A 25830-nucleotide genomic window follows, 5' to 3' on the forward strand; every position below is an offset into this window, starting at 1 on the left:
GAGCTCCGGCGTGCGCGGAGGGAGGGAAAAATCGAGACCTCCAGGCCCCGAACCCCGCCGGAGCGAAGCGGAGGCAATTAAACACAGCCACGAGCGTCCCTGATCAGACCAGCCCAGCCCGCTTTGCCAACCCCCCCGCCACATCCCGCCGCTCGCCGGTCTTCTCGAACCGGTAATCCCCCAGATCGAAATGCCCCGCCCGCCAAAACGCCTCAACAGTACTCATAGGCCGCAACGGCACATCCCCGTTCTTGTCGAAGTAGTAACTGTTCGCCAGCGCACAGCTGTCCTGCCAGAAAACCTGTGTCCCACGCCGATTCAGCATTTCCTGGAAATACCGGTCATTGGCTTCACGAGTGACCTCGACACGAGTAGCGCGATCACGCCGAGCCCGCCGAAGCAACCGCAGAATATGACGAGTCTGCAGTTCGATAAGCGTGAAGTAGGACGCCCCGTTATACCCATAAGGTCCGATAACACTGAAGAAGTTGGGAAATCCCGGGACGCTCACGCCTTCATAGGCTTGCAGACGGTGGCTGTCCCACCACTCCTCGAGCCGGAGCCCGTCACTGCCGTGCAGGTCGAAGGTCGGCATATTCCCGGATTCCATCACCTTGAAGCCGGTGGCCATGATCAGCACGTCGACTTCGTGGTGGGCCCGGTGAGTACGCACCCCCGTCCCCGTGATCTCTGTAATCGGATCGGTCTCCAGCACAACGTTCTCCCGATTGAACGTCTTCAAATAGTCATTGGAGAACGACGGCCGTTTACAGCCGAGCGCATACCGCGGCGTGAGCTTGTCCCGAACCACCGGATCGTGCACCTGCTGCTTCAAATGCGCGAGCCCGGACCGCTCACCCAGTTTCACCACCCCCGGCAGCACCTTGTAGTAATGCGCCGACAGCGGAAAGGTGAGCTCCACGAACGCCTGGCTGAGCGCCCGGGTGAGCAACTGACCGCCGGGCAACCGCATGAGCCCTCGAACCGCCGACGGCAAAGGCGCATCCGGCCGCGGCAGGCACCAGATCGGAGTGCGCTGGAACACCACGAGCTCGGCCACCGCGGGCGCGATCTCCGGAATCACCTGAACCGCCGACGCCCCCGTGCCGATGATCCCCACCCGCTTCCCGCGCAGGTCCAGCCCGTGATCCCACCGCGAGGTGTGCATGGTGACACCGGAATACCGTTCCACTCCCGGAATGTCGGGCATCTTGGGTCGCGTCAGCACCCCGGTCGCCGCGATCACGAACCGCGCGGTGAGTTCCTCCCCGCCGCCGGTTCGCAACCGCCACAAATGCAACTCGTCGTCGAAATCCGCGCGAACAATGCTGGTGCCGAACCGAATCCGCGGCCGCAACCCGTACTTCCGCACACAGTGCTCGGCATAAGCCTTCAGTTCCCGCCCCGGCGCGTACACTCGCGACCAAGTACGCCGCTGCTCGAACGAGTACTGATAGCTGAACGACGGAATATCCACCGCGATACCGGGATAGGTATTCCAATGCCATGTCCCGCCCACCCCGTCGGCATCGTCCACCATGAGGAAATCGTCGAACTCCGCCTTACGCAATGCGATCGCGATCCCGATACCCGAGAACCCGGCCCCGATGACAATGATCTCGTGGTCGACCACGGTGCTGTTCACGGTATGTCCTCCGCGTGAATGATCAGGTCCACCCGATGCTCGATCCCGTCCACGGTGCGCACACCGAGCGGGGCGAGCCGGGCGACCGGCCAGGTGACGAGCTTGCAACTGGGCCGCCGCAGGGCCCGGTAGTAGTGGTTGTGCAGTCGCACCCCGGCCGTCATATCGGGGGTCAGCTGTCTCCGTTGCCACGGATCCGGTACTTGCACACGGAGATTCGCAGTGGCGACACGGCGCAGCACCGCGGCCCCGACCCGGTGCAAACCGAGGCGTGCGAGTCGGCCAATCCTGTCATCCCGGCGTGCTTTCGGCCGGGATCCATACCCCGGATGGCTCGGCGGCTGTTGGTGGATTCCGGCCGAGAGCGCGCCGGAATGACGAGAGAGGCCGGCCGGCAGCGAGCCGAGGAGATCGTCGGGCAGGAGCAGCACCAGTTCGCGTGCACCGGGCAGTTCGGGCCAAGGCAATACCCACACCGGATCGTGCTGGAACACGGTCACTTTGCGGGCCAGGTCGACGACGGGCGGCAGGACCCGTGCGACGGCCGCACCGCTGCCGATCACCGCCACGCTGCGCCCGGTGAGCGGAACCTCGTCGCGCCAGCGGGTGCAATGGATCTGCGGCCCGGTGAAGGATTCGACGCTGCGGCGGCGGGCGGGGGAGGTCATTTCTCCACCGGTTCGTAGGTCAGTCCCCGCGACCAGGTCGGCGGCTTGCCGAGCACCGTCACCGGGAAGCGGTCGATCGCCTTGTTGAGGGTGTCATTGACGGCCTGGATCGGCTGCCAGCGATTGATGGTGGCAATGCCGTGGGTGCGCACCACATGGTAGAGCGGCAAGCGTTTGATGTTCGGCTCGCGTTCGCCCGCTTTCTCGTAGCGGCGCACCGCATTCCACAGCTTCTCCTCGTCGAGGCCCATTGCCATGATGTTGGCGGCCATACGAGACAGCAGCGGGGTGTAGAGCAGCGCGCCCAGCAGGAAGGTCGGCCGCAGCGCGAAACCGGCCGTCTCGATGGCGATTCGCCGCATCGGCCCGGCCCCGAGCTGTTCCAGGACCTGGAATCCGACCGCGAGATGCCGCGACTCGTCGCTGTTGATGTGCCGGAATACCTCGTGGCACACCGGATCCTGGACCTCGTCCAGCAGGAATTTCACCAGCGCGCCGTCGAGCGCGCACTCCAGCGACGGGATGACCGTGCCCAGCACCGGCAGTGACAGTCCGTCGCCGTACCGGTCCACCCACTCGATGACGAGCCGGATATTCTTGTTGGGCAAGGGCATCGCGTCACCGTCGAGCATGCCCCAGCGCCGCATGAGCGCGAGTTCGGCATTGGCGTGCTTCTGCTCCTCGGCGTGGAAGTACCGGTAGATCTCCTTGAGCGGCCCTTCGGGCGCGCGCAGCGTGAGCGCCGCGAAACCCCGCGCGCCCACGTGCTCGATCCACACCAGATCGGCCATGAACGTCGCGAGCCGCGGCCGCTGTTCATCGGTGATGAGCTCGGCTCCCGGTGCGTCCCAGTCGATATCGGCCAGGGCCCACTGCCGGTCCTTGATGACCGTGAGCATGTCGGAATATGCGAACGCCATTGTTCTGACTCCTCGGCTACCGGGCCAGCCGTTCCAGTAATCCGGCGGCGCGGGTATAGGGTGCGGGCAGTAGCCGTTTGGACTGCCAGATGAGCTTGGCCTCGATCTGCGGCACCACGTAGAGCCGGCCGCGGTCCACGGCGTCGAGGGTGTCGCGGATGATCGGCGCGGGCGGGCGCTCGGTCCAGCGCAGCAGCCGCTCGCCCCAGCGCGCCATGGCGTCGTCGGGCAGCGAAACGCCTTCCAGGATATTGGTTTTCACCCCGGTGGGGCACAGCACGGTGACGCTCACGCCGGTGCCCGCGAGTTCGGCCGCGAGGGTCTCCGACAGCGCCAGCACCCCGGCCTTGCTCACGTTGTAGGCGGCCATGCGCGGTCCGGCGGCGAAGGCGGCCGCGGAGGCGACATTCACGATGGCGCCGTGCCCGGCGGTGCGCATCCGGGGCGCGAAGACGTGGCAGCCGTGGATGACGCCCCACAGGTTCACATCCAGGACTTCATGCCATTCGCGCAGCGGCGCATCGCCGATCACGGTGCCGCCGCGTCCGATCCCGGCATTGTTGATCACGATGTCCGCGGGTTTCCCGAACCACTGTTCGGCGGTGTCGGCGAGGTCGGCGACCGCATCGCTCCGGCTCACATCGCAGAGCGTGTCGAAGGCCTTTCCGCCCGCGTCACCGATTATTTCGACGGTCTCGCGCGCTCGATCGCCATCGATGTCGGAGCAGATCACCCGTCCGCCGCGCTGGGCGAGCTCGATCGCGAAGGCGCGGCCGATGCCGCTGCCGGCGCCGGTCACCACCGCGTCCGCCTGCCGAGTCCGGCGTGCTCCGCCGAATGGGTTGAGTCGCATGAGAACTCCCGGAGAGAGGCCATCCGGGCAGTCAATTGGTGGCATCTGCCCCCATTGGCCGCGCCTGCCACCAATTAGGCGCTCGGTGCGCTATTTTGTCAACCATGGACGTGCGCGCACCGGCAGGCCCGGGGAGGCGGAGCGGAACCTGGGGCGGTCGGACCCAGGAGGAGCGCCGCGCCGAACGCCGCCGCCGCATAGTCGCCGCGGCCCTGGACATCTGGCTCGAAAACGGCTGGGCCGCGGTGACCATGCGCGGCATCTGCCATCGCGTCGGCCTCAATGACCGCTACTTCTACGAGCACTTCGCCGACCGCGACGAACTCCTGGCCGCGGTCTGGGACGAGGTGTGCTTCGAAGTCTTCGGCGAACTCTCCGCCGTGGTCGCCGAAAACCTGGATCTCCCTCCACTCGACATCCTGCACCTGGCCATAGCCCGCGCCGTCGGCCTGCAATCCGACGGTCCCGCCCGCATCCTCTTCGGCAACCACGCCGGCAGCCGCATCCTCGAGGAACGCCGCAAATCCACCCTCACCGAGGCCACCGACCTCCTGATCGCTACCGGCCGCCCGTACCTCCGCCCCGGTGTCGACGAATCCGACCTCCGCATGGGCGTCCTCATGGGCATAGGCGGCTTCACCGAACTCCTGACCGCATGGCGCACCGGAACCATCGCCGCCGACACCGACCACATCATCGACCACGTCACCCGCACCGCCGACCTCCTCGGCGCCCGCTACCTGGCTCTGCCCGACCGCCCCGCGGATCAGTCCGGAGCGTAGGCGCGCAGGAAGGTATCGGTCGCCGCGTCGGCGATGGCGCGCAGTTCGGCGGCCGGAATCCTACGGGCGCCCAGGCGTGATCGGGTTTCCAGCGGGCCGGTGAGCAGCGCCAGATACTGTTCCGCGGCTGTTTCCGGATCGCACGGCCGTAGCCGCCCGGCCAGCGCCAGCCGCGCCAGCCTATCGGCGAGCGCCTCGCGCAGCCGAATCGCGGTGCGCTGCTGTACTTCCGCGGCCAGGTCGGCGAACTCATCGGCCTGGGCGTAGGCGAGCCGGTGCAGGGACCTGCCGCGTTCACTCGAGCATGTCTGGAGCAGGCGATAAGCCGAATCGGTGAACGCCGGTCGCGGATCGCCGCCGGTATCCCGCAGCGGATCCACGGCGGCAAGGGTTTCCGAGCCCACCGCATCCGCCGCCGCCAGCAGCGCCTCCCGGAACAGCGTGCCCTTGTCGGTGAGGTGGTTGTACACCGTCGGTTTGGCCACGCCCGCGGCGTCGGCGATCTCCTGCACGCAGGTCTGGGCGTACCCGCGCCGCGCGAAGACCGCGAATGCGGCTTCCAGAATCTGCTGCCGCTTGTCGATGCGACCTCGTGCCGGTGCTGCCACCCTCGCAGCGTAGCCCGGTCGCTGTCGGTGGTGGACTTCTGGGTCCGGTCTTGTGGACTATCCGGTTAGTTCATTAGATTGAACCAGTAAGTTCAATTGCTGAAGGATTCATGATCGTTCACGTGCTGCGTTTCCGATTCCGCGACGAGACCACCGAGGAGCAGCGCGCCGAGGTGCTGGCCACCATGCGCCGCACCGCCGCCGTCGAATCGGTGCGCTTCTCGACTGTCGGGCAGAACCTGGGAGACCCGTCCGAGGGTTTCACCCACGCCTATTGCGTCGGCATCGAGGACCTCGACGCGCTGGAGCGCTATATGCACGATCCGGCGCACCTGGCGGGTGACCCGGTTATCGCCCCGCACTTCGCGAAGCTCGCCATCGGACCGGATTTGTCCGACGATCCGGATCCGGCGCTCGGCGCCAAGATCATGGAGATGCATCGGCGCAAGTCCGAGATGTACCCGGAATGGGCGGAACTGATGGCCACCATCCCCGAGGTGCGCATCGCCTGAAGGCAGCCGGGCGAGTCTTCGTTGCGAAATCCGCTGCGCAGCGATAATCGGATATGACAGTTGATCATTCGGTGGGGGCCGTGCTGGGGCGGTTGGTCGACCAGGGGGTGCTGACCGGCGCGCAGCGGGATGCGGTGCTGGCGGCTCTGGAACAGGAGCGGGCAGCGCGGGCGTCGGGTGGGCGGGTGATTGCCGAGATCGCCGCGTATGCCGGGGCCGGGTTGGTATTGGGCGGGCTGCTGATGCTGGTGGACTCGTCGTGGGAGGATCTCGGCAGGCTCAGTCGGGTGTTGGTGCTGGCGGTGATCGCGCTGGGGACGACCGGCGCCGGTATCTGGCTGGCGGGTGGGCCGAAGGGGTTGTTCCGGCGGGGTGGGGGCGCGCATTCGGTGCCGACGCGGTTGGCCGCGGTGTTGTTCGTGGTGGCGACCATCGCCTTCACCTCGCTGGTGGGGTTCGCCCTCGACGGTCGTGGTGACGACGAGGCGTGGGTGGCGGCCGCGGTGGTGGGCGCGCTGTGCGCCATTGCGGGTTATGCGGCGTTGCCCTCGCTGATCGGGCTGCTCGCCGTCGCGTTCTTCGGCGGGGCCGCGGTCGGCGGGGTCATCATGGATTGGGCCGATCTCGACGAGATCTGGGGGGCCGTCGGATTCGTGGCGCTCAGCGGAATCTGGTTCGCGGTCACGCGATCCGGTCGTGCGGCGCCCGCGTGGGCGGGCTACGGGGTAGCCATCCTGACCGGCATTGTCGGCGGGATCCTCGCCGAGGACACGCACGTGGGCTGGGCGGTCGCTCTCACCCTGCTCGTGGCCGTGACCTGTTTCGCTCTCTACAGTGCGGAGCGCAATCCGGTGCTGGTGATCGGCGGTGGCATCTGCGTCACTATCGCTGTGCTGCAGGCGATTTGGGAATTGTTCGACCAGGCCGTCGGACTGGCCGCCGTGGTCCTGCTCGTCGGAGCCGTCGTCCTCGGCTTCGCCGGGTTCCGGCTCACGCGCGATCGCACGTGAGCGGCCCCGGGACCTGCGCGGATTCAGAAATCGTCGATGCGATAGAGCCGCTGGGCATTGGCGCGGAAGATTTGCTCGACGGCCTTGTCGTCGGCGCCGTGGGCGGCGAGGGCGGTGGCAATGGCCTCGGCCGCATTGCCGATGCTCGTAATCGCCCTGTCCACCGGGAAGTTCGAGCCCCACAGCAGGCGGTCGGCGCCGAAGACGTCATAGGCGTGATGCAGCATGGGGGAGATGCGCTCGACCAGTTCCGGGACCGGGGTGGGGGCGCCGCGCGGCGGGACCGGATGGCCGAGGATGGGCATCATGAGGCCGCTGATCTTGGCCACCACATTCGGGTGCGCGGCCAGGGCGGTGAGATCGTCGCGCCAGCGGATGAACAGCTCGCGCCGTTCGCCCGGATTGCGGCCGGTGCGCTTGCCGACCGGCCCGAAAATCCCCGCGGGCGTGCCGAGATGGTCGAGGACGATGCCGGCGTCCGGATAGCGCTGCGCCAGCGCGGTGACCTCGGGCAGCTGCTGGGAGTACACCCACGCCTCGAAGGACAGGCGGCGTTCGGCGAGTGCGGCGAAACCGTCCAGGAATGCGGGGGCGGTGAGGGCCCCAGGCTGTTTGCAGTGCGAACGGATACCGGAGTCGGGATGGTGTTCCACCCGGGTGCGGATGCCACGGAACAGCGGTGAGGCGGACCGGTGCGCATCGAGCAGTTCGGCGAAGCCGGGCGCGGCCGGATCCGCCGCGCCGACAATGGCTCCCAGCGCGGGCGTGTCCACCCCGAATGGCAGGCTCGCCACCCACCGGGTCTCATCGGCCCGGCCGAGTGGCTTCTTGGCGACCCATTCGACCTCGATGTGCACGATGGCCTCGACGGGCACGTCACCGGCATCGGTGCGGTAGTCGGCGGGCAGATACGGGTGCACGAACGGCGTGGGATCGCCGACGAATTCGCGGTCCCGCTTGGGCGCCAGCCGCTTGGCCACATCGACGGGAACGGGCAGGTACTTGAAGAGCCTGGCGATCCCGCTGAATTCCCGCGGCGTGGTCAGCGGGTCCCACTGATGGATGTGCGCATCGACGACTGTCATGCCCGTGAGGTCCATGCTGTCCCTTTCATCCGGGTCGGCCTGTTCCGGATTGTTCCACGCGGGGACCCTGGGAGAGCCGGATTCGGACCGGCCAATGCGCCGACGACGGGTCACACGTTACGGCGATACTGCCCGCCGACGGTGAAGAACGTGTCGGTGATCTGCTGCAGGGTGCAGACCCGCGCGGCGTCCATGAGGACTTCGAAGACATTGTCGTCCCCACCGGCGGCCGCGGCCAGCCTGGCCAGCGCGGCAGGGGCCTCGTCGCGATGCCGTTCGGTGAATTCGCGCACCCGCTGGAGCTGCGATTGCTTCTCCTCCTCGGTGCCGCGCGCCAATTCCAGCACCCGATGCTCCTCGCCGCCCGTGCCGCGGAAGGTGTTGACGCCGACAATGGGCAGGCTGCCATCGTGCTTGCGCCGCTCGTACAGCATGGATTCGTCCTGGATGCGGCCGCGCTGATACCCGGTCTCCATGGCCCCCAGCACGCCGCCGCGCTCGCTGATCCGCTCGAATTCGCGCAGCACCGCCTCTTCCACCAGATCGGTGAGCTCATCGATGATGAAGCTGCCCTGCAGGGGATTCTCGTTCATCGCCAGCCCCCACTCCCGGTTGATGATGAGCTGAATCGCCAACGCCCGCCGCACCGATTCCGCGGTGGGGGTGGTCACGGCCTCGTCGTAGGCATTGGTGTGCAGGCTGTTGCAGTTGTCGTAGACGGCGATCAGCGCCTGCAGCGTGGTGCGAATGTCGTTGAAGTTCATCTCCTGTGCGTGCAGTGAGCGGCCGGAGGTCTGAATGTGGTACTTGAGCTTCTGCGAACGCTCGTTGGCCCCGTACTTGTCGCGCATGGCGATCGCCCAGATGCGCCGGGCGACACGGCCGATGACCGAATACTCGGCATCCATGCCATTGGAGAAGAAGAACGACAGATTCGGCGCGAAGTCGTCGATGTGCATGCCGCGCGCGAGATACGCCTCGACATAGGTGAATCCGTTGGCCAGCGTGAAGGCCAGCTGGCTGATCGGATTCGCCCCGGCCTCGGCGATGTGATAGCCGGAGATGGACACCGAGTAGAAGTTGCGGACGCTGTTGCGCACGAACCATTCCTGGATGTCGGACATCATGCGCAGGCTGAATTCGGTGGAGAAGATGCAGGTGTTCTGGCCCTGATCCTCCTTGAGAATGTCGGCCTGCACGGTGCCGCGCACGGTGGCCAGCGTCTCGGCGCGCAGCCGCGCCGCCTCCTCGGCGGTGGGCTCGCGGCCCTCGGCGGCCGAGAACTGTTCCAGCGCCTGGTCGATGGCGGTATTGAGGTAGAACGCCAGAATCGTCGGCGCGGGACCGTTGATGGTCATGGACACCGAGGTGGACGGCGCGTCCAGGTCGAAGCCGTCGTAGAGCGCCTTCATATCCTCGACGGTGGCGATGGACACCCCGGAGGTGCCGACCTTGCCGTAGATATCGGGTCGCTCGGCCGGATCGTGCCCGTACAGCGTCACCGAGTCGAATGCGGTCGAAAGCCGTTTGGCCTCGGCATGTTCGGACAGGATCTTGAACCGCCGATTGGTGCGGAAGGCATCGCCCTCACCGGCGAACATACGCGCCGGATCCTCGTTGTCCCGCTTGAACGCGAACACGCCCGCGGTGAACGGGAAGCGGCCCGGCAGGTTCTCCGAGCGCAGGAATCGCAGCAGCTCACCGTGATCGGTGTAGCGAGGGAGCGCCACCCGCGGAATCGAGCTGCCGGACAAGGTTTCCCGGCGCAATGTCGTGCGCAACTCCCGATCGCGCACCCGCACCACCTGCTCCTCGCCCCGATAGGACTCCGCCACCGCGGGCCACGCTGCCAGCAGTGCCGCATCTTCCGGCGACAGCTCGGTGCGCGCCTGCTCCAGCAACTCGGCTACCTCGCCGCCCGCCCGGGATGACGAGTGGGCCTCCAAGTCGGCGACTACCCGCTCCAGTCGCTGCACGCGCTGTGCGGCCGCCACTTGCTCGGCGGTCTCGGAGTGATAGTCCCGCACCGTTTCCGCGATCTCCGCCAGATAGCGCACCCGCGCCGGCGGGATGATCTGCGCGAACCGTGTCGAGGCCCGGGTGGTCACCCGCGGCAGCACGCCCTCTTCCAGCCGCAGCCCGTGCTCGCCGAGCAATCCGCTCAGATGCTGATAGAGCGCCGTCACCCCGTCGTCGTTGAAAGTGGCGGCGCTGGTGCCGAATACCGGCATGTCCTCCGGCGCGGCATGGAACTCCTCGCGATTGCGGATGAGCTGGCGCGATACGTCCCGCAGCGCGTCCTCGGCCCCGCGCCGCTCGAACTTGTTGATGGCCACCACATCCGCGTAATCCAGCATGTCGATCTTCTCGAGCTGGGAGGCCGCGCCGAATTCCGGCGTCATCACGTACAGCGCCACGTCCACATGCTCGGCGACCGCCGCATCGCCCTGCCCGATACCCGGCGTCTCCAGGATCACCAGGTCGTATCCCGCTGCCTTGCAGGCGATCACCATGGCATCGATATTGTGCGGCAGCTCCCGCTCACCCCGGGTGGCCAGGGACCGGAAGAACACCCGATCGCCGTCGAGGGCGTTCATGCGAATGCGGTCGCCCAGCAGCGCCCCGCCCCCGCGCCGCCGGGTGGGATCCACCGCCAGCACCGCCACTCGCAGCTTGTCCTGCTGATCGGTGCGCAGCCGGCGCACGAGTTCATCCGTGAGCGAGGACTTTCCGGACCCGCCCGTACCGGTGATGCCGAGCACCGGGACCTGCCGCGCCCCGGCGGCCGCCGCCAGCGCGGCCAGATCCTGCTCCGGCAGCACCCCTTGCTGCAGACAGGTCAGCGTGCGCGCCAGGGCCGCTCGGTCTCCGCTCAGCACGGCCTCGACCGCCGCGGGCGACACCGACAGATCCACATCGCACTCGGCCACCAGCCGGTTGATCATCCCCGGCAACCCCAGCCGCTGCCCGTCCTCGGGCGAGAAGATGGTCACCCCGGACTCGGCCAGTCGCGCGATCTCCTCGGCGACGATCACCCCGCCGCCCCCGCCGAAGATCTTCACGTGTCCCGCCCCGGCCTCCCGCAGCGCCGCCGCCAGGTACTCGAAGTACTCGATGTGCCCGCCCTGATACGAGCTGACCGCCACCCCCTGCACGTCCTCGGTGACCGCGGCGTCCACGACCTCCCGCACGGCCCGGTTATGCCCGAGATGTATGACTTCGGCGCCCTGCCCCTGCAGGATGCGCCGCATGATGTTGATGGCCGCGTCATGGCCGTCGAACAGCGCCGCGGCGGTCACGAACCGCACCGGATGAGTGGGTACATGCAGATCGGCCACGGGATCCTCCAAGCGGACGGCCGGTTCCGTTGACGTTCAGATAGTAGGACGTCATATCAATCGTAGGGTGAGATCTGCCACAGTGCCACCGTCTAGAATTACTTGGATGTCCAACTATATGGTGACCGAGTACCGGCCGCGCGGCGCGCGCGAGCCGACGGCACTCCCAGACAGGACTGGCATGGTTCGCGAACTCACCCACTTCATCGGCGGGCAGCACGTACCCGGGACGTCCGGCAACTTCGGCGACGTCTACAACCCCAGCACCGGTCAGGTGCAGGCCCGGGTGCCGCTGGCGTCCAAGGCCGAGGCCGAGGCCGTCATCGCCAATGCCGCCGAAGCACAGCTGGAGTGGGCGGCCACCAACCCGCAGAAGCGGGCGCGCGTGCTCATGAAGTTCCTGACCCTGGTGCAGGACGAGATGGACTCGCTCGCGGCGCTGCTGTCCTCCGAGCACGGCAAGACCATTGCCGACGCCAAGGGCGATATCCAGCGCGGGCTCGAGGTCATCGAATTCGCGTGCGGCATTCCGCACCTGCTCAAGGGCGAGTACACCGAGAGCGCCGGCACCGGCATCGACGTGTACTCCATGCGGCAGCCGCTCGGCGTGGTCGCGGGCATCACCCCGTTCAACTTCCCGGCCATGATCCCGCTGTGGAAGGCCGGGCCGGCGCTGGCCTGCGGCAATGCCTTCGTGCTCAAGCCGTCCGAGCGCGATCCCTCGGTGCCGCTGCGGCTGGCCGAGCTGTTCCTCGAGGCCGGACTGCCCGCGGGCGTGTTCAACGTGGTCAACGGTGACAAGGAGGCCGTGGACACGCTGCTGCACGACGAGCGCATCAAGGCCGTCGGCTTCGTCGGCTCCACGCCCATCGCGCAGTACATCTACGAGACCGCGTCGGCGAACGGCAAGCGGGCGCAGTGCTTCGGCGGCGCCAAGAACCACGCCATCGTGATGCCCGACGCCGATCTCGATGATGTGGCCGATCAGCTCATCGGCGCCGGCTACGGCTCGGCCGGTGAGCGCTGCATGGCCATCTCGGTGGCGGTGCCGGTCGGCGAGGAGACCGCGGATCGCCTGCGCGCCAAACTGATCGAGCGCATCGAGAAGCTGAATGTCGGCGTCTCCGACGATCCGGGCGCGGACTTCGGCCCGCTGGTCGGCCGCGACGGCGTGGACCGGGTGAACAACTACGTCCAGATCGGTGTCGATGAGGGCGCCGAACTGGTCATCGACGGGCGCGGCCTGGTCGTGGCGGGCGGCGAGGACGGATTCTTCGCGGGCGCTTCGCTTTTCGATCGGGTCACCCCGGAGATGCGGATCTACAAGGAAGAGATCTTCGGTCCGGTGCTGTCGCTGGTGCGCGCCAAGGACTACGAGGAGGCGCTGCGCCTGCCGAACGAGCACGAATACGGCAATGGCGTCGCCATCTTCACCCGCGACGGCGATACCGCCCGCGACTTCGCCGCGCGCGTGCAGGTCGGCATGGTCGGCATCAATGTGCCGATCCCGGTGCCGATCGCGTACCACACCTTCGGCGGCTGGAAGCGTTCCGGCTTCGGCGATCTCAACCAGCACGGCCCGGACTCCATCCGCTTCTACACCAAGACCAAGACGGTGACGCAGCGCTGGCCAGCGGGAATGAAGGCTCAGCTTTCGGGCGGCTCCGCGAGCTCCGCCGCCGGCAATGCCTTCGTCATCCCGACCATGGACTGATCGATGTTCGTACTCGACGAGGACGAGAAGGCGATCACCGAGACCGCCCGCTCCTTCGCGGACGAACTGCTCGCACCCAATGCGCTGGAATGGGATGAGCAGAAGCACTTTCCGGTGGATGTGCTGCGCAAGGCCGGTGAGCTCGGCCTGGGCGGCATCTACATTCGCGAGGACGTCGGCGGCTCGGAGCTGCGGCGGCTGGATGCCGTGCGCATCTTCGAGCAGCTCTCCACCGGCTGCCCGGCCGTCGCCGCGTATATCTCCATCCACAATATGGCGGCGTGGATGATCGACACCTACGGCGATGCGGCGCAACGCAATCGGTGGTTGCCGGGTCTGACCTCCATGGATCTGCTCGCCAGCTACGCGCTCACCGAACCGGGCGTCGGCTCGGACGCGGCGGCCTTGAGCACCAAGGCCGTTCGCGACGGCGACGACTACTTGCTCACCGGCGTCAAGCAATTCATCTCCGGTGCGGGCAGCACCGATGTGTACGTGATCATGGCCCGCACCGGTGACGATGGTGCGCGCGGGATCTCGGCGTTCATCGTGCCCGCGGACACGCCGGGTCTCTCGTTCGGCGCGAACGAGAAGAAGATGGGCTGGAATGCCCAGCCCACCCGGCAGGTCATTCTCGAGGACGCCCGGATCCCGGCCGCGAACATGCTCGGCGCGGAGGGCAACGGATTCCGGATCGCCATGAACGGGCTCAACGGCGGGCGGCTCAATATCGCCGCCTGCTCGCTCGGCGGGGCACAGGCCGCGCTGGAGCGGACCGTGGCCTATATGGGGCAGCGCAAGGCCTTCGGATCGCGGTTGCTCGACAACACCGCGCTGCAATTCGAACTCGCCGATATGCGCACCTCGCTGGAGGCCGCCCGCACCCTGCTCTGGCGGGCCGCGGCGGCGCTGGACGCGGACGCGGCCGACAAGGTCGAGCTGTGCGCCATGGCCAAGCGGTTCGCCACCGATGCCGGTTTCGAGGTGGCCAACAAGGCCCTGCAATTGCACGGTGGCTACGGTTACCTGCACGAATACGGGATCGAGAAGATCGTCCGCGACCTGCGGGTGCATCAGATCTTGGAAGGCACGAACGAGATCATGCGGGTGGTTGTCGCCCGCTCGGTGGTAGGAGCAGCATGAGTGAGCCCGAGGTTCTGATCGACAAGCGCGACGGGCTCGGCCTGATCACGCTGAACCGGCCCAAGGCCATCAATGCGCTGAATCATCCGATGGCGCTGGTCATCCTGGACGCGCTGCGGGCGTGGGCGGACGACGACGAGGTGCGCACCGTGGTGCTCACCGGTGCGGGGGAGCGCGGGCTGTGCGCGGGCGGGGATATCGTCGCCATCCACACCGACGCGAAGAACGCGGTGGCCAACGGGGATTCGGCGTATGCCGCCGCGGACTCGCCGAGCGGGCGGTTCTGGCGCGACGAATACATTCTCAATGCGCTCATCGGCCGCTACCCCAAGCCCTATGTCGCGGTCATGGACGGCATTGTGATGGGCGGCGGCGTCGGGCTGTCCGGGCACGCCTCGCATCGCATCGTGACCGAGCGCTCCAAGGTCGGCATGCCGGAGACGGGCATCGGCTTCATCCCGGATGTGGGCGGCACCTATCTGCTGGCGCACGCGCCCGGCGAGATCGGCACCCATATCGCGCTGACCACCGCGCGCATGAGCGCCGGTGACGCCATTGCGGCCGGATTCGCCGACCACTTCGTGCCCTCCGAGCATCTGCCGGCGCTGCTGGAGGCGCTGCACTCCACCGACGCCGACACTGCCATCGCCAAATTCGCACAGCCCGCGCCGGTTTCGGAGTTCGCGGCCCAGCGGGACTGGATCGACTACTGCTACGCCGCGGACACGGTCGAGGAGATCGTGCACCGGCTGCGGTCCGACGGGCGGGCAGACTCGGCCAAGGCCGCCGCCGATGTGCTGTCGAAATCGCCGGTGGCGCTGAAGGTCACGCTGCGCTCGCTGCGCGGGGCCCGCGCCGCCGCGAGCCTGGAGGAGGTGCTGAACCAGGAATACCGGGTCTCGGCCGCCTCGCTCGATACCCATGACCTGGTGGAAGGCATTCGCGCCCAGGTCATCGACAAGGACCGCAACCCGCAGTGGCAGCCCGCCACCCTGGCGGATGTCACCGCCGCCGACGTCGACGCCTACTTCGGCGAGCTCGGCGATCGCGAATTGGGTTTGGCCGCACCTAAGGACGAGCTGTGAGCACTCAGAATGTCAGCAAGAAGGTCGGATTCCTCGGTCTCGGCCACATGGGCGGTCCGATGGCCGCCAATTTGGTGAAGGCCGGATACGACGTCCTCGCCTTCGATCCCGTTCCGGCGGCCCAGGATCAGGCGCGCCAGGACGGCGCGACCGTCGTCGAGACCGCCGCCGAAGCCGTCGCGGCTTCCGACATCGTCATCACCATGCTGCCCAACGGCCGCATCGTGCTCGACGTCTACGGCGAGATCCTGCCCGCCGCCACGCCGGGCACCCTGTTCGTCGACTGCTCCACCATCGATGTCGCCGACGCCCAGGCCGCTGCGGAACTCGCTGCGGCAGCGGGACATCGGGCCCTCGACGCGCCCGTCTCCGGCGGTGTCGCCGGTGCCGCGGCGGGCACCCTCACCTTCATGGTGGGCGGCGCGGACGCCGATTTCGCCGATGCGCTTCCGCTGCTGGAGATCATGGGCGGCAAGGTCGTGCACTGCGGCGGGGCGGGCGTGGGGCAGGCCGCCAAGATCTGCAACAACATGCTGCTGGGAATCTCCATGATCGGCCTGTCGGAGGCCATCGTGCTGGGTGAGAAGCTGGGGCTGACCCACGACAAGTTCTTCGATGTGGTCTCCACCGCGTCGGGGCAGTCCTGGGCGCTCACCTCGTACTGCCCGGTCCCGGGTCCGGTGCCGACCAGCCCGGCCAACAACGATTACAAGCCCGGGTTCGCCACCGCGCTCATGACCAAGGACCTCGGCCTCGCGGCCAATGCCTTGCAGGCCAATGGGGTCGACGGTCAGATCGGGCAGCTTGCCGCGGCCATTTACAGCCGGTTCAACCAGGACGAAGCGGGCAAGGACTTCTCGGCTATCGTCACCGATATCCGCAAGCGATCGGGAGAGGAACAAGGATGACTGCATCGCGGAGCGATTCCGTGGGGGGTGGCGGCCGGGCGACGGGCGGGCCAGACTTCGAGACCATTCTGCTGGAGCGCAAGGGGCGCGTCGCCCTCGTCACGCTCAATCGGCCGAAGGCCCTGAACGCCCTGAACTCGCAGGTCCTGGCCGATATCTCGGCCGCCCTCGACGAGCTCGAGGCCGACAACGAGATCAGCGCGGTCGTGCTGACCGGCTCCGAGCGCGCCTTCGCGGCCGGCGCCGATATCAAGGAGATGCAGTCCAAGTCCTATATGGACATGTTCCTCACCGACCACTTCGCCGGGTGGGACCGACTGGTCGCCTTCCGCAAGCCCATCATCGCCGCGGTGGCGGGCTACGCCCTGGGCGGTGGCTGCGAACTGGCCATGATGTGCGACATCCTCATTGCCGCCGACACCGCCAAGTTCGGCCAGCCCGAGATCAAGCTCGGCGTCATCCCCGGCATGGGCGGCTCGCAGCGCCTCACCCGCGCCGTCGGCAAGGCCAAGGCCATGGATCTGATCCTCACCGGCCGCACTATGGACGCCGAGGAAGCCGAACGCGCCGGCCTGGTTTCCCGTATCGTCCCCGCGGACCAGCTGGTCGCGACCGCCCTCGAGGTGGCCGAGACCATCGCCTCCATGTCGCTGCCGTCGGTCATGATCGCCAAGGAAGCCGTCGACCGCTCCTTCGAGACCACCCTCACCGAGGGCCTGCGCTTCGAACGCCGCGTCTTCCACTCGCTGTTCGCCACCGACGATCAGAAGGAAGGCATGACCGCCTTCGTCGAGAAGCGCCCGGCGAACTTCACCGACAAGTAGTTCCGCACCGCCCGCCCGACGTCCCGCCGACCGCAGTAGTCGGCGGGACGTCCGCACCGGTCACCGCGATCACCCCGAACACGTTGGTCTCGAAGACTTCTCGCACCATGGCCAGAGCCACTGTGCTGGGCACCTGATCGAAGGCCTCCTCCGGCGACACCCGGCCCGACCCGGTGATACCGGCATTGTTGATCAGCACATCGAGCCGCCCGAATCGCTGCCCGATCCATTCCGCGGCCTGCTGGACGGTGCTCGCCCGGGTGACGTCCAACTCGACCGCCTGCGCATCCCCCCCGGCTGCCCGTACCGCCGCCGCGGCCTCCGCGCCCCGCCCGGTATCCCGCGCCCCGATCAGCACCGTCATCCCGAGTGCGGCCAACTGCTCCGCGGCTCCCCGCCCGATCCCCTTGTTGGCCCCCGTGACCAGCGCGATCTTCCGATTCGCGAACTGCGCTGCGACATCCATGATTTCGTCCTCACTCGTGCTGTGCCCGAACGACCACAAGATGCCGCCGCCCGCATCCCCGTGACAGCGCATCCGTGTGAGCCGCGCCACCGAGCCCGAGAAGTGACCTGCCTCATATACCGTCACGCCGATCGCCCGGCCGGTGTCACAAGGTCGAACCCTTGCACCGAAGGAGACAGGCCATGAACCTCGCACTGTGGATCGCCGCCGGACTGCTGGCCGTAGTAGCCCTGGGCGGCGGCATCACCAAAACCTTTCTGCCCAAGGCGAAGCTGGCCGCCCAGCACGGTGGCGAATGGACCGAACGCTTCACCCCCGCCGTCATCAAATCGCTCGGCATCCTGGAACTGCTGGCCGCCCTCGGCCTGATCCTCCCCGCCGTCCTCGACATCGTCCCGACCCTGGTCCCGATCACCGCCACCTGCTGGATCCTGCTCATGATCGGCGCGATGATCACCCACGGCCGCCTCGGCCAACCGAAACTCGTCGCCGTCAACGCCGTCTACCTGGCCCTCGCAGCCTTCGTAGCCTGGGGCCGCTTCTTCATCGAACCCTTCGCCGGCTGACGACAGGCCGGGGCAACGGTCAGTGCTGATTCGGTGGGGCCGGGTCGTCCGGGGGGTCGGGCCGGTCGGCAGGCTCGACGTCGATTTCGATCGAGCCCATGCGGAGGGCACGCGGGATCACGACAAAGGCTGCGACTGCGCCGCCGAGTACCAGGACCAAGATCAGAATATCTGGAATGATCGGACCTCCCGACGCGCGGACCAGGGACAGCAGCCATGGTAGCGGCGGTGGGGAGGTGGGGTCAGCCGGGTTTCGGCGGGCCCACAACCTCGACGGTGTGGGGCTTTTCGGCTTGGTCGCCGCCGCGGTCGAGGGTCAGGGCGCCGGCGATGGTGCCGCCCAGGGTGGCGGTGACGGCTATGGCGGCGACGAGTTTGCGGCGGGAGACCGGCTCGAGTTGGGTGTGGATGGTGGGGGGCGGGGTGAAGCGGACGCTGCGGACTCGGCGGGCGGAGGGGCGTTCGGCGGCGAGGAGGACGGAGCCGCGGGTGGAGACGAAGTCGGGTTCCGGGTCGTAGATGAGGGGGAGATCCAGTTGCTGGTCCAGTTCGTCCCGGATGGATTTATTGCGGGTGCAGCCGCCGAGCAGGGCCATGGCGTCGGGGTGGACGCCGGTTTCGGCGACCATCTGGCGGACGAAGGAGGCGGAGTGGTGGATGCCGGCCGAGACCAGGTCGGCGAAGTCGCTGCGGGTGATGACGGCGCGGCGGCCGGAGATGGGGTCGCAGACGGTGAGGACTCTGTCGGTGGCCAGGGCCTCCTTGTGGCGGCGGCTGGTGGCCAGGTCCACGGTGACGCCATTGCGGACCAGCAGCCAGCGCAGCAGGGCGTCGTGGCCGTCGCCGCTGAGGACGGTGCTGCGCTTGGTGGCCAGAATGGCGTCGGTCCGGCAGTCGATCTGGGTCAGGGTCAGACCGGAGGAGCCCAGGTCGTAGAGCAGAATCGAGCCCTCCGCCGGTAGGCGGCCGGTGAAGCGGAGATATCTGAGCTGGGCGACCGGCTCGTCGATGAGGGTGAGGCGATTGCGGCCGGCGGTCACGCGAATGGCATCGGCCTGGGAGGAACATCTGCAGGTCACAGCGATACCGGTAATGAACTCGTCGCGCCGGGCCGCGGATTGCCGCATTAATCGGATGGCCTCGAAGACCGCTTCGTCGATACCGCCGCCCACCCGGCGCGGCACCGTGCAGCGGTCGATGGGCGGCAGATGCGGCTGGTCGGAATGGGTGAGCATGGCGCGCGCACCCGCCGCGCCAGCTGACACCCCGAGGACCAGCACCATGGCCTCAATGGTGAACCTTTTGCGAGCCGAAGCCAAGACTATGACGCAGGAAATTGGCTGCTCGGATGCTGGACGGTTACTGCCCGGCCCATCTGGTGGGCGCGCCGCCACTGTCGAAGTCACCGGCCGTTTGCCGGAATTCCGCCAGCAATTCCAGCAACAATTGCAAACGTTGCGGCGGCAGCCCGGCGTTGGCGAAAACCTGCCGGTTCAGCTGAGTGGTGGCCTTGGCTACCAAATCCCTTCCGGCATCGGTTATTTCGATCAAGGTGGCGCGCCGGTCACTGGGATGGGGGACCCGCTTCACAAGATTCGCAGCCTCGAGCCGGTCGACGGTATTTGTGACGCTGGTCGGATGCACCTGCAACCGGGCGCTGGCCACCGCCATCGGCAGGGCTCCGGTTTTGCTGAAACTCAGCAACATGAGTAGCTCGTAGCGGGAGAAGGTCAGCCCCGAGGGCTTCAGCGCCTCGTCCACCCGCGCCATCACGATCTGCTGCGCCCGCACCAGCGAGGTCACCGCGGCCATTCCGTCGGCCACCTCGCCCCACCCGTGCTCGGTCCACTGACGATGCGCCTCCTCGATCGGATCGAGTGGCAGGGGACGTGGCCGGGACATGCACCGATCATCGCATGCGGCGCGCGACCGTTCCGGCAGCCACATAGAAATCACGGTGATTCGAACCCTCGCGACGCCGGCCGCCGCACGGCACTATTACTGACGATGCGAGTGTGTCCGAGTGGTTCAGGAAACGGTCTGCAAAGCCGTTCACGCGGGTTCAATTCCCGCCGCTCGCTCTGAGATGAATTGTGGCCCCTGTGGATTCCATGGGGGCCACATTCTTGTTCAGGCCGGTTGCAGGCCACTGAGATCGCGCCGGACCACGTGATTGCGGTCGGCGGTGGTGCCCAGCGTGTATTCGGGGAACAGGCCGAAATACTCGCTGCGCGTTCGGGTGCTCCACAGGCGGGCTGCGGCGGTGCGGGTCTTGTAGAAGTTCGCCGTATAGCCGCCCTCGTAGAGCCGCAGCAGGGTGTACCCGCCCGGATATTCCTTGGTGGCGGCCACTTCCAGGAATTCGACGGCAATGGGGAGATCCGGACGGGTGCGGCGGTTCCGGTGGCGGACTACTTCCCGTCCGCCGAGCAGACCTTCCATGCGCCCTCTTCCTTGCGGAGATGTTCGGTGGCGGTGGTGTTCTTGTCCTCGGCGCCGGGCAGCGCCAGTCCGCCGGTCATGGTCGCGGTGGCGCGATCGCCGGTGATCACGATGTCCTCCACGGCGACAATGCGAATGGAGAGCTTGCCCATCTCCGCCGCGCTCTTCTGAGTATCGGGCAGCGCGTCCCATTCCGCGCGGTCCGTGGCGCACGCCTTGGTCACCGCGACACCCGGTCCCTGTTCCGAGAGCAGCCCGTAGAACTCGCGCACGGCCGCCTCGATGCGCTGATCGTCGCCGGGCGCTTCCTTGCCCGCTGTCGCAGTTCCACACCCTGTCAGGGGCACTGCCAGCAGGATCAGACTTGCCGCCAGTCGAGTGCGAAAGGTCATCGAGTTCCTTGTCTTCGGGCCGCCACCGACGTCCGCAGACTACGGCACGCGGATATATTGGCGCGGGGGTGGATTCGCCCCGGCTCGACCCGAAGGAGACCCGGTGCGTCGCACACTGTTCGTATCGTCCGTTGCCGCCGCCGCGCTGGCATGCGCCCCACTCGCCGCCGCGCAGCCGCCGGCCGGGGATCCCGGCGTGCGGGTGCAAACGGTCTGGGGGCCAGAGCAGTTCGCCATCGCGGGCGTGACGGCCGAGGTGACGCCGTGCGCCGGAGGTCCGGCCGCGAGCGTCGTCACCGGGGCCGACGGATTCGCCACGGCGGCCGTCGGACCCGGCTGCTACCGCGTCCAGGTCGGCACGCCGACCGGCTGCGGCCTCGACGGCGATGCGATCCAGCAGGTCACCGCCCTGCCCGGAATCACCCCGATCGCGACCTTCCGTTTCCGCTGCGCCTAGTCGCGTATTCACAAGACCGGGCTCCGCGCCGGGGATAGCCTGGCGATATGGCGGACAAGGGAACTCCCGACCCGGCGATCGACCTGATGGAACGGGCGATCTCGCAGATGACCGATGTCATCGCGGCGATCCGCCCCGAGCAGGCGGAGCTGCCGACCCCGTGTGCGGACTGGCCGGTACGCCGGCTGGTCGAGCATCTGCTGGGCCAGATCCTGCCCAATTTCGTGATCTCCGCGCAGGGCGGCGCGCCGGATTGGCAGTCCTCCGGCGAGGAGTTCGGCGATGTCGGCTGGGGCGATCAGTTCAATACCCGCTCCGCCCCGCTGATCGAGGCCTGGCGCCTCGCCGATCTCGACAGCCGGGTGCCCACGCCCGGTGGCGGGGAGGGGCCGCTGCGCGCTCGCGCCGATCAGCAGATCACCGAATTCGCCATGCATGCATGGGATCTCGCGCGAGCCACGGATCAGCGGCAGGAACTGGACCCGGAGCCGGCGGAGTACGGCCTGGCCTGGTCGAAGAAGATGCTGCGGCCGGAATTCCGGGGCGAGGGAAAGGCTTTCGGACTCGAGGTACCGGTGCCCGGCGATGCGCCCGCCTACGATCGGCTGGCCGCCTGGTTCGGGCGCGATCCGCAGTGGAAGCCCTGACTCACCGGCCGAATCGGGTATTCACCCAGGCCATTGCGTCGGCGTAGGACGCTTCCAGAACAGCGCGGTGATCCACGCCCGGATAGTTGCGGTACTGCACCGGGCGACCGGACAGCCGCTGTTGCGCCACCATGGCATCGGTCGCCAGGGCCGGTACGACGGCATCGGCGCGACCCTGCATCACCAGCACGGGTGAAGTGAAAGCCAATGCGCTGGGATCGTTTTCGTGCAGTACCCGCGCCAGCGGCCCGATATCGCCATTGCGGGCGAAGATCTCATCGGCGGCCACCCCGCCCCATTCCTCGGGCCGCCGCAGCTTTCCGATGCATCCGGTATCGGCGAGCTCGACCATGGAATCGGTTCGCGCCGTGAGAAATCGGGCCGGATCGATCTCCGCGACGGTCTGGGCGCCGCGAATGATCAACGGCAGGAAGGCCATCGAACTCCCCGCGACGGGACCGAGCGCGGACGACACGCCGACCGTCGCCGCCGCCTGCACCGCCTGCAAACCCAGCCCCTGATGCGACGCCGGGGCGAGCGCCACCGCACCCAGCAGCTGGAGCTCCGGCGCCCACTGCTGCGCCTGCGCCGCGGTGAACAGCGCCGCCTGCCCGCCCTGTGAATGCCCGACGGCCACCCAGCGCGTGCCGATCTCCGGCTCGATTTCCCGTGCGGCCCGGGCCATATCGGTCACCGCCCGCTGTTCGGCCGTGCCGATGAGATAGCCGTGCGGCCCGGGCGTCCCCAAGCCCTGATAGTCCGTCTGCGCCACCGCGTACCCGGACGCGATCCACCGCTCCTGCACGCGCCGCACCTGCGCGGTGTAGTCGTGCGCCGGGAAAGCCGCCGAGGTGTCGCGCGACGGCGCGCAGATATCGGCCACCCCGGTGGTCCCGTGCGCCCACGAGATGAGCGGCCATCCGCCCGGCGGCGGCGTGCCCTCCGGCACCGCGATGGTTCCGGATACTGCGACCGTCCGCCCCTGCATATCCACGGATCGGTACAGCGCCAGATAGTTTCGCGCCCCCGCCAGCGCGGGCTCGTCGGTCAGCGGCCGGAACTGGATCACCGAACCGTGTTCCCCGGCCATCTGATCCACCGGCGCCGAGTAGAAGGAGAGCGGATCCGCGCCGGCCGGTGCGGCATTCGCGGGCGCGCCCGCGATCCCGGCGCCGGCGACCGCCGCGGCCACCGTGGCGGCGAGCCGCCGAGACCGTCGCGCTGGAGACTCCGCGCGCATCGGGACCGCTGCTCGCACCGCCTCGATGTCCGACATGCCCAGAACATACCGGTCCATTGTCATGGCCGGCGGCAACGCAATACCGGCGGCCCGGATTGGTGCCACCACTGTCCGGTGCCCATCCCCGGTAGGGCCACATCGCGCGGAAACGTGCCCGACCTGGAGATGTCACACCCTGGCGGGCTGCGTCGTCACCTTCACGAACCCAACGAAATACACAGCCACAGAGAAAGAGCAGTGCCATGACCCGTTTCGCCCTGTACGAGAACGAAGTCGCTTCGAAGTTCGTCAAGCGCTTCGTCACCGCCACCCGCGTCATCGACGACTCCACCCTGTCGAAGACCACCCAGGAACTGATCAAGATCCGCGCCTCCCAGATCAACAGCTGCGGCATGTGCCTGGACATGCACACCAAGGACGCCGTGCACGCCGGGGAGACCCCGGTGCGCCTGGCCATGATCGCGGCCTGGCAGGAATCCACCGTCTTCACCGACGCCGAGCGCGCCGCCCTCGCCCTCACCGACGAGGCCACCCGCATGGCCGACAAGAACGGCGCCATCAGCGAGGACACCTGGGCGCAGGTCCGCAAGCACTACGACGACAACCAGATCGGCGCCATGATCTCCCTGATCGCCACCATCAACGCCTGGAACCGCCTCAACGTCATCTCCGGCATGACCGGCGGGGACTACCAGCCCGGACAGTGGTGACAACCTGAACGCACCGCGAATGCCGTGTCACGCCCTCGCGTGACACGGCATTCCGCTATCTCCGGCCTTGCCGAAGGTTGACTGTGAGCGACATCACGTCACCGGCTACGTGACTGTACGGCCGGTACGTTGGAAGGCGTTTGCTATTTGTTCTGAAGCGCGCCGGGCGTCGCATCACCGAGCTGGAAGGGTGACCAGTGGACGCAAAGTTCGCGCCGCCGCTTCCGGTGCATGCTGCCTGGTCATCGGGATTCGGGCGGTACGCGGGGGCGATCGAGTCGGCGGCGGGATTCCTGGGAGCGGTGGTCGCCGGGCTTTTGCTCATGGCGCCGCTCGACTTCGAATGGACCACCGCCGGGCCGCCGGTTCAGCTGGATCTGCTGATTCTGAATATGCCGCGGGCCGCCGCGGCCGGTGCGGTGCTCGCCATGGTGACCGCGGCGCTGGCCGTCGTGCTGGGCAGGCGGGCCGCGTGGATCGCCGCCTTCGGCAGTGCGGCCGTCCTGCTCGGCGATCACCTATGGGATCGCGATGTGGTGACCACCGGGACCTTGTCCACGGTCAATTACGTCGACTCGATCTGCAGCGGCATTCTGCTCGGTGCGCTCGCGGTGGCGGTGTCGGCGCGCCCGGCCGCGTACACGGCCTTCCTCTTCGGCATGCTGTCGAGCATCCTGATCGGTGATCTCACCGCGCTTCCGCCGGACGAGGGCGTGTCCTCGCTCATCGAATGGCCCTCCAGCGGAACGCCGCCGCTGGGGCTGCTGGTGCTGGCGGTGGCGGCGCTGGCCGCCGGGATCGCCCTGCAACGGCAGGAGCCCGCGCCCGACGACGCCGGCGCCGATCTGCCCATCGGCCCGATCGTGGCCGCCCTCATGCTGGTGATCTCGACCGCGGTCGCCACCCAATGGTTCGTCCGGCATGCCGACAATGTCGTGAATCTCGCTGCGGCGGTGACCGTCACGCTCGTCGGCGCGCTCATCGCGGTGCTGCTGCTCCCGGGCCGCGACGGCGTACTGGTCCTGCTGTCGGTCGCCATAGCGAATGCCGGCAGCGCGATCATCGCCGTCCCGCGCCCGGACTGGACCGCACCGCTCCCACTCGCGGGCGTGGCCGCCGGCCTCTACTTCGGCCGCCGCCGGCCCTCGATTCCCGTCGCCCTGACCGGTGCCGCCGCGCTCTCCCTTTTCGCCGCGTGCACCGCGAATCAGGCACCAGTCGGCACGGCCGTGCCGGTCATCGGCATCACCGGTCTGTCGCTGCTGCTCGGCTACGGCTTCGGCGCCGCGCTCCCGAAGAACGCCACCGGTACGGTCCTGGCTCTCGCGGTGCTCGTGGTCCCGTGCGTGGTGGTCGCCCTGCGCGGCAACAGCTTCGGCCGAGTCGCGTATTCCCCGCGCTGGTACCGGGATCCGGCCGCCGCCATCTCCGCCGCCCCCGGCTGGACCGCCCTGCTGATCACCGCCGCCTGCGCCGCCGGAATCCTCCTCCTGCACCGCATCCGATCCCCCCGCCCCGCTGACAACTAACGCCCCGAAGGTCTTTCGCGATCCGGGCCTCGTACTGTGCCCTCTGGGTGCAGGTTTGGCTACAGTGCCCGACCACGAGAAAGGCCCTGACCGGCTGGTGCGCTGGTCAGGGCCTTGCTTTTCGGTGCCCTCGGCAGGATTCGAACCTGCGGCCTTCTGCTCCGGAGGCAGACGCTCTATCCCCTGAGCTACGAGGGCGGGGGTGGACCCCCTCGGACTTCTCGACTTTCCGAGTGGGCTGGGAAAGCGTATCGCATTGGGTGCGTTGCGCCAAAAATTGGGGTGG

General features: G+C 67.8%; 26 protein-coding genes and 2 tRNA genes. 14 read left to right on the plus strand and 14 right to left on the minus strand.

Translation table 11 applies throughout. The features are described 5' to 3' along the window. Positions 1-103 precede the first annotated feature (103 nt). The 4 genes from ACYQ5L_RS06555 to ACYQ5L_RS06570 are packed head-to-tail and all read right to left on the minus strand — an operon-like array spanning position 104 to position 4086. Positions 104-1633 carry a flavin-containing monooxygenase gene (locus ACYQ5L_RS06555; RefSeq protein ID WP_459963340.1) on the minus strand — a complete coding sequence of 510 codons (1530 nt, stop codon included), beginning with the start codon at positions 1631-1633 and terminating at the stop codon, positions 104-106. 8 nt (positions 1634-1641) lie between these two features. Further along, a complete protein-coding gene (locus tag ACYQ5L_RS06560) occupies positions 1642-2313 on the minus strand; it encodes an NAD(P)/FAD-dependent oxidoreductase (protein ID WP_459956262.1) in 672 nt (223 codons plus the stop codon). Next, a complete protein-coding gene (locus ACYQ5L_RS06565; RefSeq protein WP_459956264.1) occupies positions 2310-3233 on the minus strand; it encodes a ferritin-like domain-containing protein in 924 nt (307 codons plus the stop codon). The genes ACYQ5L_RS06560 and ACYQ5L_RS06565 overlap by 4 nt, the downstream gene beginning before the upstream one ends. Positions 3234-3249: 16 nt before the next feature. Then, positions 3250-4086 (minus strand): SDR family NAD(P)-dependent oxidoreductase, encoded by an 837-nt coding sequence (locus ACYQ5L_RS06570; protein ID WP_459956266.1) that lies wholly within the window; start codon positions 4084-4086, stop codon positions 3250-3252. 104 nt (positions 4087-4190) lie between these two features. Here ACYQ5L_RS06570 and ACYQ5L_RS06575 point away from each other — a divergent pair, with 104 nt between their 5' ends. After that, the gene (locus tag ACYQ5L_RS06575; RefSeq protein ID WP_459956267.1) at positions 4191-4868 is read left to right on the plus strand and encodes a TetR/AcrR family transcriptional regulator; all 678 of its coding nucleotides are present in this window, start codon (positions 4191-4193) and stop codon (positions 4866-4868) included. Here ACYQ5L_RS06575 and ACYQ5L_RS06580 read toward each other — a convergent pair. Next, on the minus strand, positions 4853-5476 hold the full coding sequence (locus ACYQ5L_RS06580) for a TetR/AcrR family transcriptional regulator (protein ID WP_459956269.1): 624 nt from the start codon (positions 5474-5476) through the stop codon (positions 4853-4855). The genes ACYQ5L_RS06575 and ACYQ5L_RS06580 overlap by 16 nt on opposite strands. Before the next feature lie 110 nt (positions 5477-5586). On the opposite strand from ACYQ5L_RS06580, the gene ACYQ5L_RS06585 reads away from it, so the two are divergent. Together ACYQ5L_RS06585 and ACYQ5L_RS06590 are read left to right on the plus strand one after the other, a co-directional pair. Beyond that, positions 5587-5988, plus strand: coding sequence for a Dabb family protein (locus tag ACYQ5L_RS06585; RefSeq protein WP_459956271.1), 402 nt, complete (start codon positions 5587-5589; stop codon positions 5986-5988). A gap of 53 nt (positions 5989-6041) precedes the next feature. Further along, positions 6042-6998 carry a DUF2157 domain-containing protein gene (locus ACYQ5L_RS06590; RefSeq protein WP_459956272.1) on the plus strand — a complete coding sequence of 319 codons (957 nt, stop codon included), beginning with the start codon at positions 6042-6044 and terminating at the stop codon, positions 6996-6998. 23 nt (positions 6999-7021) lie between these two features. On the opposite strand, the gene ACYQ5L_RS06595 is transcribed toward ACYQ5L_RS06590, so the two are convergent. Together ACYQ5L_RS06595 and icmF are read right to left on the minus strand one after the other, a co-directional pair. Next, positions 7022-8083, minus strand: a complete 1062-nt coding sequence (locus ACYQ5L_RS06595) for an amidohydrolase family protein (RefSeq protein WP_459956274.1) — start codon at positions 8081-8083, stop codon at positions 7022-7024. Positions 8084-8193: 110 nt separating this feature from the next. Then, a complete protein-coding gene (gene icmF / locus ACYQ5L_RS06600; protein ID WP_459956276.1) occupies positions 8194-11421 on the minus strand; it encodes a fused isobutyryl-CoA mutase/GTPase IcmF in 3228 nt (1075 codons plus the stop codon). Positions 11422-11602: 181 nt separating this feature from the next. On the opposite strand from icmF, the gene ACYQ5L_RS06605 reads away from it, so the two are divergent. The 5 genes from ACYQ5L_RS06605 to ACYQ5L_RS06625 are packed head-to-tail and all read left to right on the plus strand — an operon-like array spanning position 11603 to position 17095. Further along, complete coding sequence (locus tag ACYQ5L_RS06605) at positions 11603-13135, plus strand: CoA-acylating methylmalonate-semialdehyde dehydrogenase (RefSeq protein ID WP_459963341.1); 1533 nt, start codon at positions 11603-11605, stop codon at positions 13133-13135. Positions 13136-13138: 3 nt separating this feature from the next. Next, complete coding sequence (locus ACYQ5L_RS06610) at positions 13139-14278, plus strand: acyl-CoA dehydrogenase family protein (protein WP_459956278.1); 1140 nt, start codon at positions 13139-13141, stop codon at positions 14276-14278. Next, positions 14275-15363 carry an enoyl-CoA hydratase/isomerase family protein gene (locus ACYQ5L_RS06615; protein WP_459956279.1) on the plus strand — a complete coding sequence of 363 codons (1089 nt, stop codon included), beginning with the start codon at positions 14275-14277 and terminating at the stop codon, positions 15361-15363. The genes ACYQ5L_RS06610 and ACYQ5L_RS06615 overlap by 4 nt, the downstream gene beginning before the upstream one ends. After that, positions 15360-16271: a 3-hydroxyisobutyrate dehydrogenase gene (gene mmsB, locus ACYQ5L_RS06620; protein ID WP_459956281.1), complete on the plus strand. Its 912-nt coding sequence runs from the start codon at positions 15360-15362 to the stop codon at positions 16269-16271. Before ACYQ5L_RS06615 ends, mmsB begins: the two co-directional genes overlap by 4 nt. Further along, the gene (locus ACYQ5L_RS06625; protein ID WP_459956283.1) at positions 16268-17095 is read left to right on the plus strand and encodes an enoyl-CoA hydratase; all 828 of its coding nucleotides are present in this window, start codon (positions 16268-16270) and stop codon (positions 17093-17095) included. Before mmsB ends, ACYQ5L_RS06625 begins: the two co-directional genes overlap by 4 nt. Here the strand turns inward: ACYQ5L_RS06625 and ACYQ5L_RS06630 are convergent. Continuing rightward, on the minus strand, positions 17082-17561 hold the full coding sequence (locus ACYQ5L_RS06630; RefSeq protein ID WP_459956285.1) for an SDR family NAD(P)-dependent oxidoreductase: 480 nt from the start codon (positions 17559-17561) through the stop codon (positions 17082-17084). The two genes, ACYQ5L_RS06625 and ACYQ5L_RS06630, sit on opposite strands and share 14 nt — an antisense overlap. A gap of 182 nt (positions 17562-17743) precedes the next feature. Between ACYQ5L_RS06630 and ACYQ5L_RS06635 the strand changes: the two genes are divergently transcribed. Then, a complete protein-coding gene (locus tag ACYQ5L_RS06635; RefSeq protein ID WP_459956287.1) occupies positions 17744-18127 on the plus strand; it encodes a DoxX family protein in 384 nt (127 codons plus the stop codon). Positions 18128-18369: 242 nt separating this feature from the next. On the opposite strand, the gene ACYQ5L_RS06640 is transcribed toward ACYQ5L_RS06635, so the two are convergent. Both ACYQ5L_RS06640 and ACYQ5L_RS06645 read right to left on the minus strand, forming a co-directional pair. Next, positions 18370-19410 carry a hypothetical protein gene (locus ACYQ5L_RS06640; RefSeq protein ID WP_459956289.1) on the minus strand — a complete coding sequence of 347 codons (1041 nt, stop codon included), beginning with the start codon at positions 19408-19410 and terminating at the stop codon, positions 18370-18372. Between the two features lie 76 nt (positions 19411-19486). Further along, complete coding sequence (locus ACYQ5L_RS06645; protein WP_459956291.1) at positions 19487-20029, minus strand: MarR family winged helix-turn-helix transcriptional regulator; 543 nt, start codon at positions 20027-20029, stop codon at positions 19487-19489. A 107-nt stretch (positions 20030-20136) separates the two neighbouring features. On the opposite strand from ACYQ5L_RS06645, the gene ACYQ5L_RS06650 reads away from it, so the two are divergent. After that, positions 20137-20208, plus strand: a tRNA-Cys gene (locus tag ACYQ5L_RS06650). A gap of 49 nt (positions 20209-20257) precedes the next feature. On the opposite strand, the gene ACYQ5L_RS06655 is transcribed toward ACYQ5L_RS06650, so the two are convergent. Both ACYQ5L_RS06655 and ACYQ5L_RS06660 read right to left on the minus strand, forming a co-directional pair. Further along, the gene (locus tag ACYQ5L_RS06655; protein WP_459956293.1) at positions 20258-20569 is read right to left on the minus strand and encodes a hypothetical protein; all 312 of its coding nucleotides are present in this window, start codon (positions 20567-20569) and stop codon (positions 20258-20260) included. Further along, positions 20539-20961, minus strand: coding sequence for an Rv0361 family membrane protein (locus ACYQ5L_RS06660; protein WP_459956295.1), 423 nt, complete (start codon positions 20959-20961; stop codon positions 20539-20541). Before ACYQ5L_RS06660 ends, ACYQ5L_RS06655 begins: the two co-directional genes overlap by 31 nt. A 103-nt stretch (positions 20962-21064) precedes the next feature. On the opposite strand from ACYQ5L_RS06660, the gene ACYQ5L_RS06665 reads away from it, so the two are divergent. Together ACYQ5L_RS06665 and ACYQ5L_RS06670 are read left to right on the plus strand one after the other, a co-directional pair. Further along, a complete protein-coding gene (locus tag ACYQ5L_RS06665; protein ID WP_459956299.1) occupies positions 21065-21418 on the plus strand; it encodes a hypothetical protein in 354 nt (117 codons plus the stop codon). Between the two features lie 47 nt (positions 21419-21465). Then, a complete protein-coding gene (locus ACYQ5L_RS06670) occupies positions 21466-22065 on the plus strand; it encodes a TIGR03086 family metal-binding protein (RefSeq protein ID WP_459956301.1) in 600 nt (199 codons plus the stop codon). 1 nt (position 22066) lies between these two features. On the opposite strand, the gene ACYQ5L_RS06675 is transcribed toward ACYQ5L_RS06670, so the two are convergent. Next, on the minus strand, positions 22067-23341 hold the full coding sequence (locus ACYQ5L_RS06675; RefSeq protein ID WP_459956303.1) for an alpha/beta hydrolase family protein: 1275 nt from the start codon (positions 23339-23341) through the stop codon (positions 22067-22069). 206 nt (positions 23342-23547) lie between these two features. On the opposite strand from ACYQ5L_RS06675, the gene ACYQ5L_RS06680 reads away from it, so the two are divergent. After that, complete coding sequence (locus tag ACYQ5L_RS06680) at positions 23548-24015, plus strand: carboxymuconolactone decarboxylase family protein (RefSeq protein WP_459956305.1); 468 nt, start codon at positions 23548-23550, stop codon at positions 24013-24015. Positions 24016-24212: 197 nt separating this feature from the next. Next, entirely contained in the window at positions 24213-25544 is a 1332-nt protein-coding gene (locus ACYQ5L_RS06685; protein WP_459956307.1) for a hypothetical protein, read from the plus strand. A 125-nt stretch (positions 25545-25669) separates the two neighbouring features. On the opposite strand, the gene ACYQ5L_RS06690 is transcribed toward ACYQ5L_RS06685, so the two are convergent. Continuing rightward, positions 25670-25742 (minus strand) — tRNA-Arg (locus tag ACYQ5L_RS06690). Positions 25743-25830: the final 88 nt, after the last annotated feature.

This window comes from Nocardia sp. IFM 10818 (genome assembly GCF_054655275.1).

Bases quoted from the DNA above. Each gene is read 5' to 3' on its own strand.
- ACYQ5L_RS06655 (WP_459956293.1), bottom strand. From the start codon at position 20,569: ATGGAAGGTCTGCTCGGCGGACGGGAAGTAGTCCGCCACCGGAACCGC.
- ACYQ5L_RS06670 (WP_459956301.1), top strand. From the start codon at position 21,466: ATGGCGGACAAGGGAACTCCCGACCCGGCGATCGACCTGATGGAACGG.
- ACYQ5L_RS06630 (WP_459956285.1), bottom strand. From the start codon at position 17,561: ATGGATGTCGCAGCGCAGTTCGCGAATCGGAAGATCGCGCTGGTCACG.
- ACYQ5L_RS06675 (WP_459956303.1), bottom strand. From the start codon at position 23,341: ATGTCGGACATCGAGGCGGTGCGAGCAGCGGTCCCGATGCGCGCGGAG.
- ACYQ5L_RS06615 (WP_459956279.1), top strand. From the start codon at position 14,275: ATGAGTGAGCCCGAGGTTCTGATCGACAAGCGCGACGGGCTCGGCCTG.
- ACYQ5L_RS06645 (WP_459956291.1), bottom strand. From the start codon at position 20,029: ATGTCCCGGCCACGTCCCCTGCCACTCGATCCGATCGAGGAGGCGCAT.
- ACYQ5L_RS06575 (WP_459956267.1), top strand. From the start codon at position 4,191: ATGGACGTGCGCGCACCGGCAGGCCCGGGGAGGCGGAGCGGAACCTGG.
- ACYQ5L_RS06590 (WP_459956272.1), top strand. From the start codon at position 6,042: ATGACAGTTGATCATTCGGTGGGGGCCGTGCTGGGGCGGTTGGTCGAC.
- ACYQ5L_RS06660 (WP_459956295.1), bottom strand. From the start codon at position 20,961: ATGACCTTTCGCACTCGACTGGCGGCAAGTCTGATCCTGCTGGCAGTG.
- ACYQ5L_RS06610 (WP_459956278.1), top strand. From the start codon at position 13,139: ATGTTCGTACTCGACGAGGACGAGAAGGCGATCACCGAGACCGCCCGC.
- ACYQ5L_RS06585 (WP_459956271.1), top strand. From the start codon at position 5,587: ATGATCGTTCACGTGCTGCGTTTCCGATTCCGCGACGAGACCACCGAG.
- ACYQ5L_RS06625 (WP_459956283.1), top strand. From the start codon at position 16,268: ATGACTGCATCGCGGAGCGATTCCGTGGGGGGTGGCGGCCGGGCGACG.
- ACYQ5L_RS06635 (WP_459956287.1), top strand. From the start codon at position 17,744: ATGAACCTCGCACTGTGGATCGCCGCCGGACTGCTGGCCGTAGTAGCC.
- ACYQ5L_RS06595 (WP_459956274.1), bottom strand. From the start codon at position 8,083: ATGACAGTCGTCGATGCGCACATCCATCAGTGGGACCCGCTGACCACG.
- ACYQ5L_RS06565 (WP_459956264.1), bottom strand. From the start codon at position 3,233: ATGGCGTTCGCATATTCCGACATGCTCACGGTCATCAAGGACCGGCAG.
- ACYQ5L_RS06605 (WP_459963341.1), top strand. From the start codon at position 11,603: ATGGTTCGCGAACTCACCCACTTCATCGGCGGGCAGCACGTACCCGGG.
- ACYQ5L_RS06640 (WP_459956289.1), bottom strand. From the start codon at position 19,410: ATGGTGCTGGTCCTCGGGGTGTCAGCTGGCGCGGCGGGTGCGCGCGCC.
- ACYQ5L_RS06570 (WP_459956266.1), bottom strand. From the start codon at position 4,086: ATGCGACTCAACCCATTCGGCGGAGCACGCCGGACTCGGCAGGCGGAC.
- ACYQ5L_RS06680 (WP_459956305.1), top strand. From the start codon at position 23,548: ATGACCCGTTTCGCCCTGTACGAGAACGAAGTCGCTTCGAAGTTCGTC.
- ACYQ5L_RS06560 (WP_459956262.1), bottom strand. From the start codon at position 2,313: ATGACCTCCCCCGCCCGCCGCCGCAGCGTCGAATCCTTCACCGGGCCG.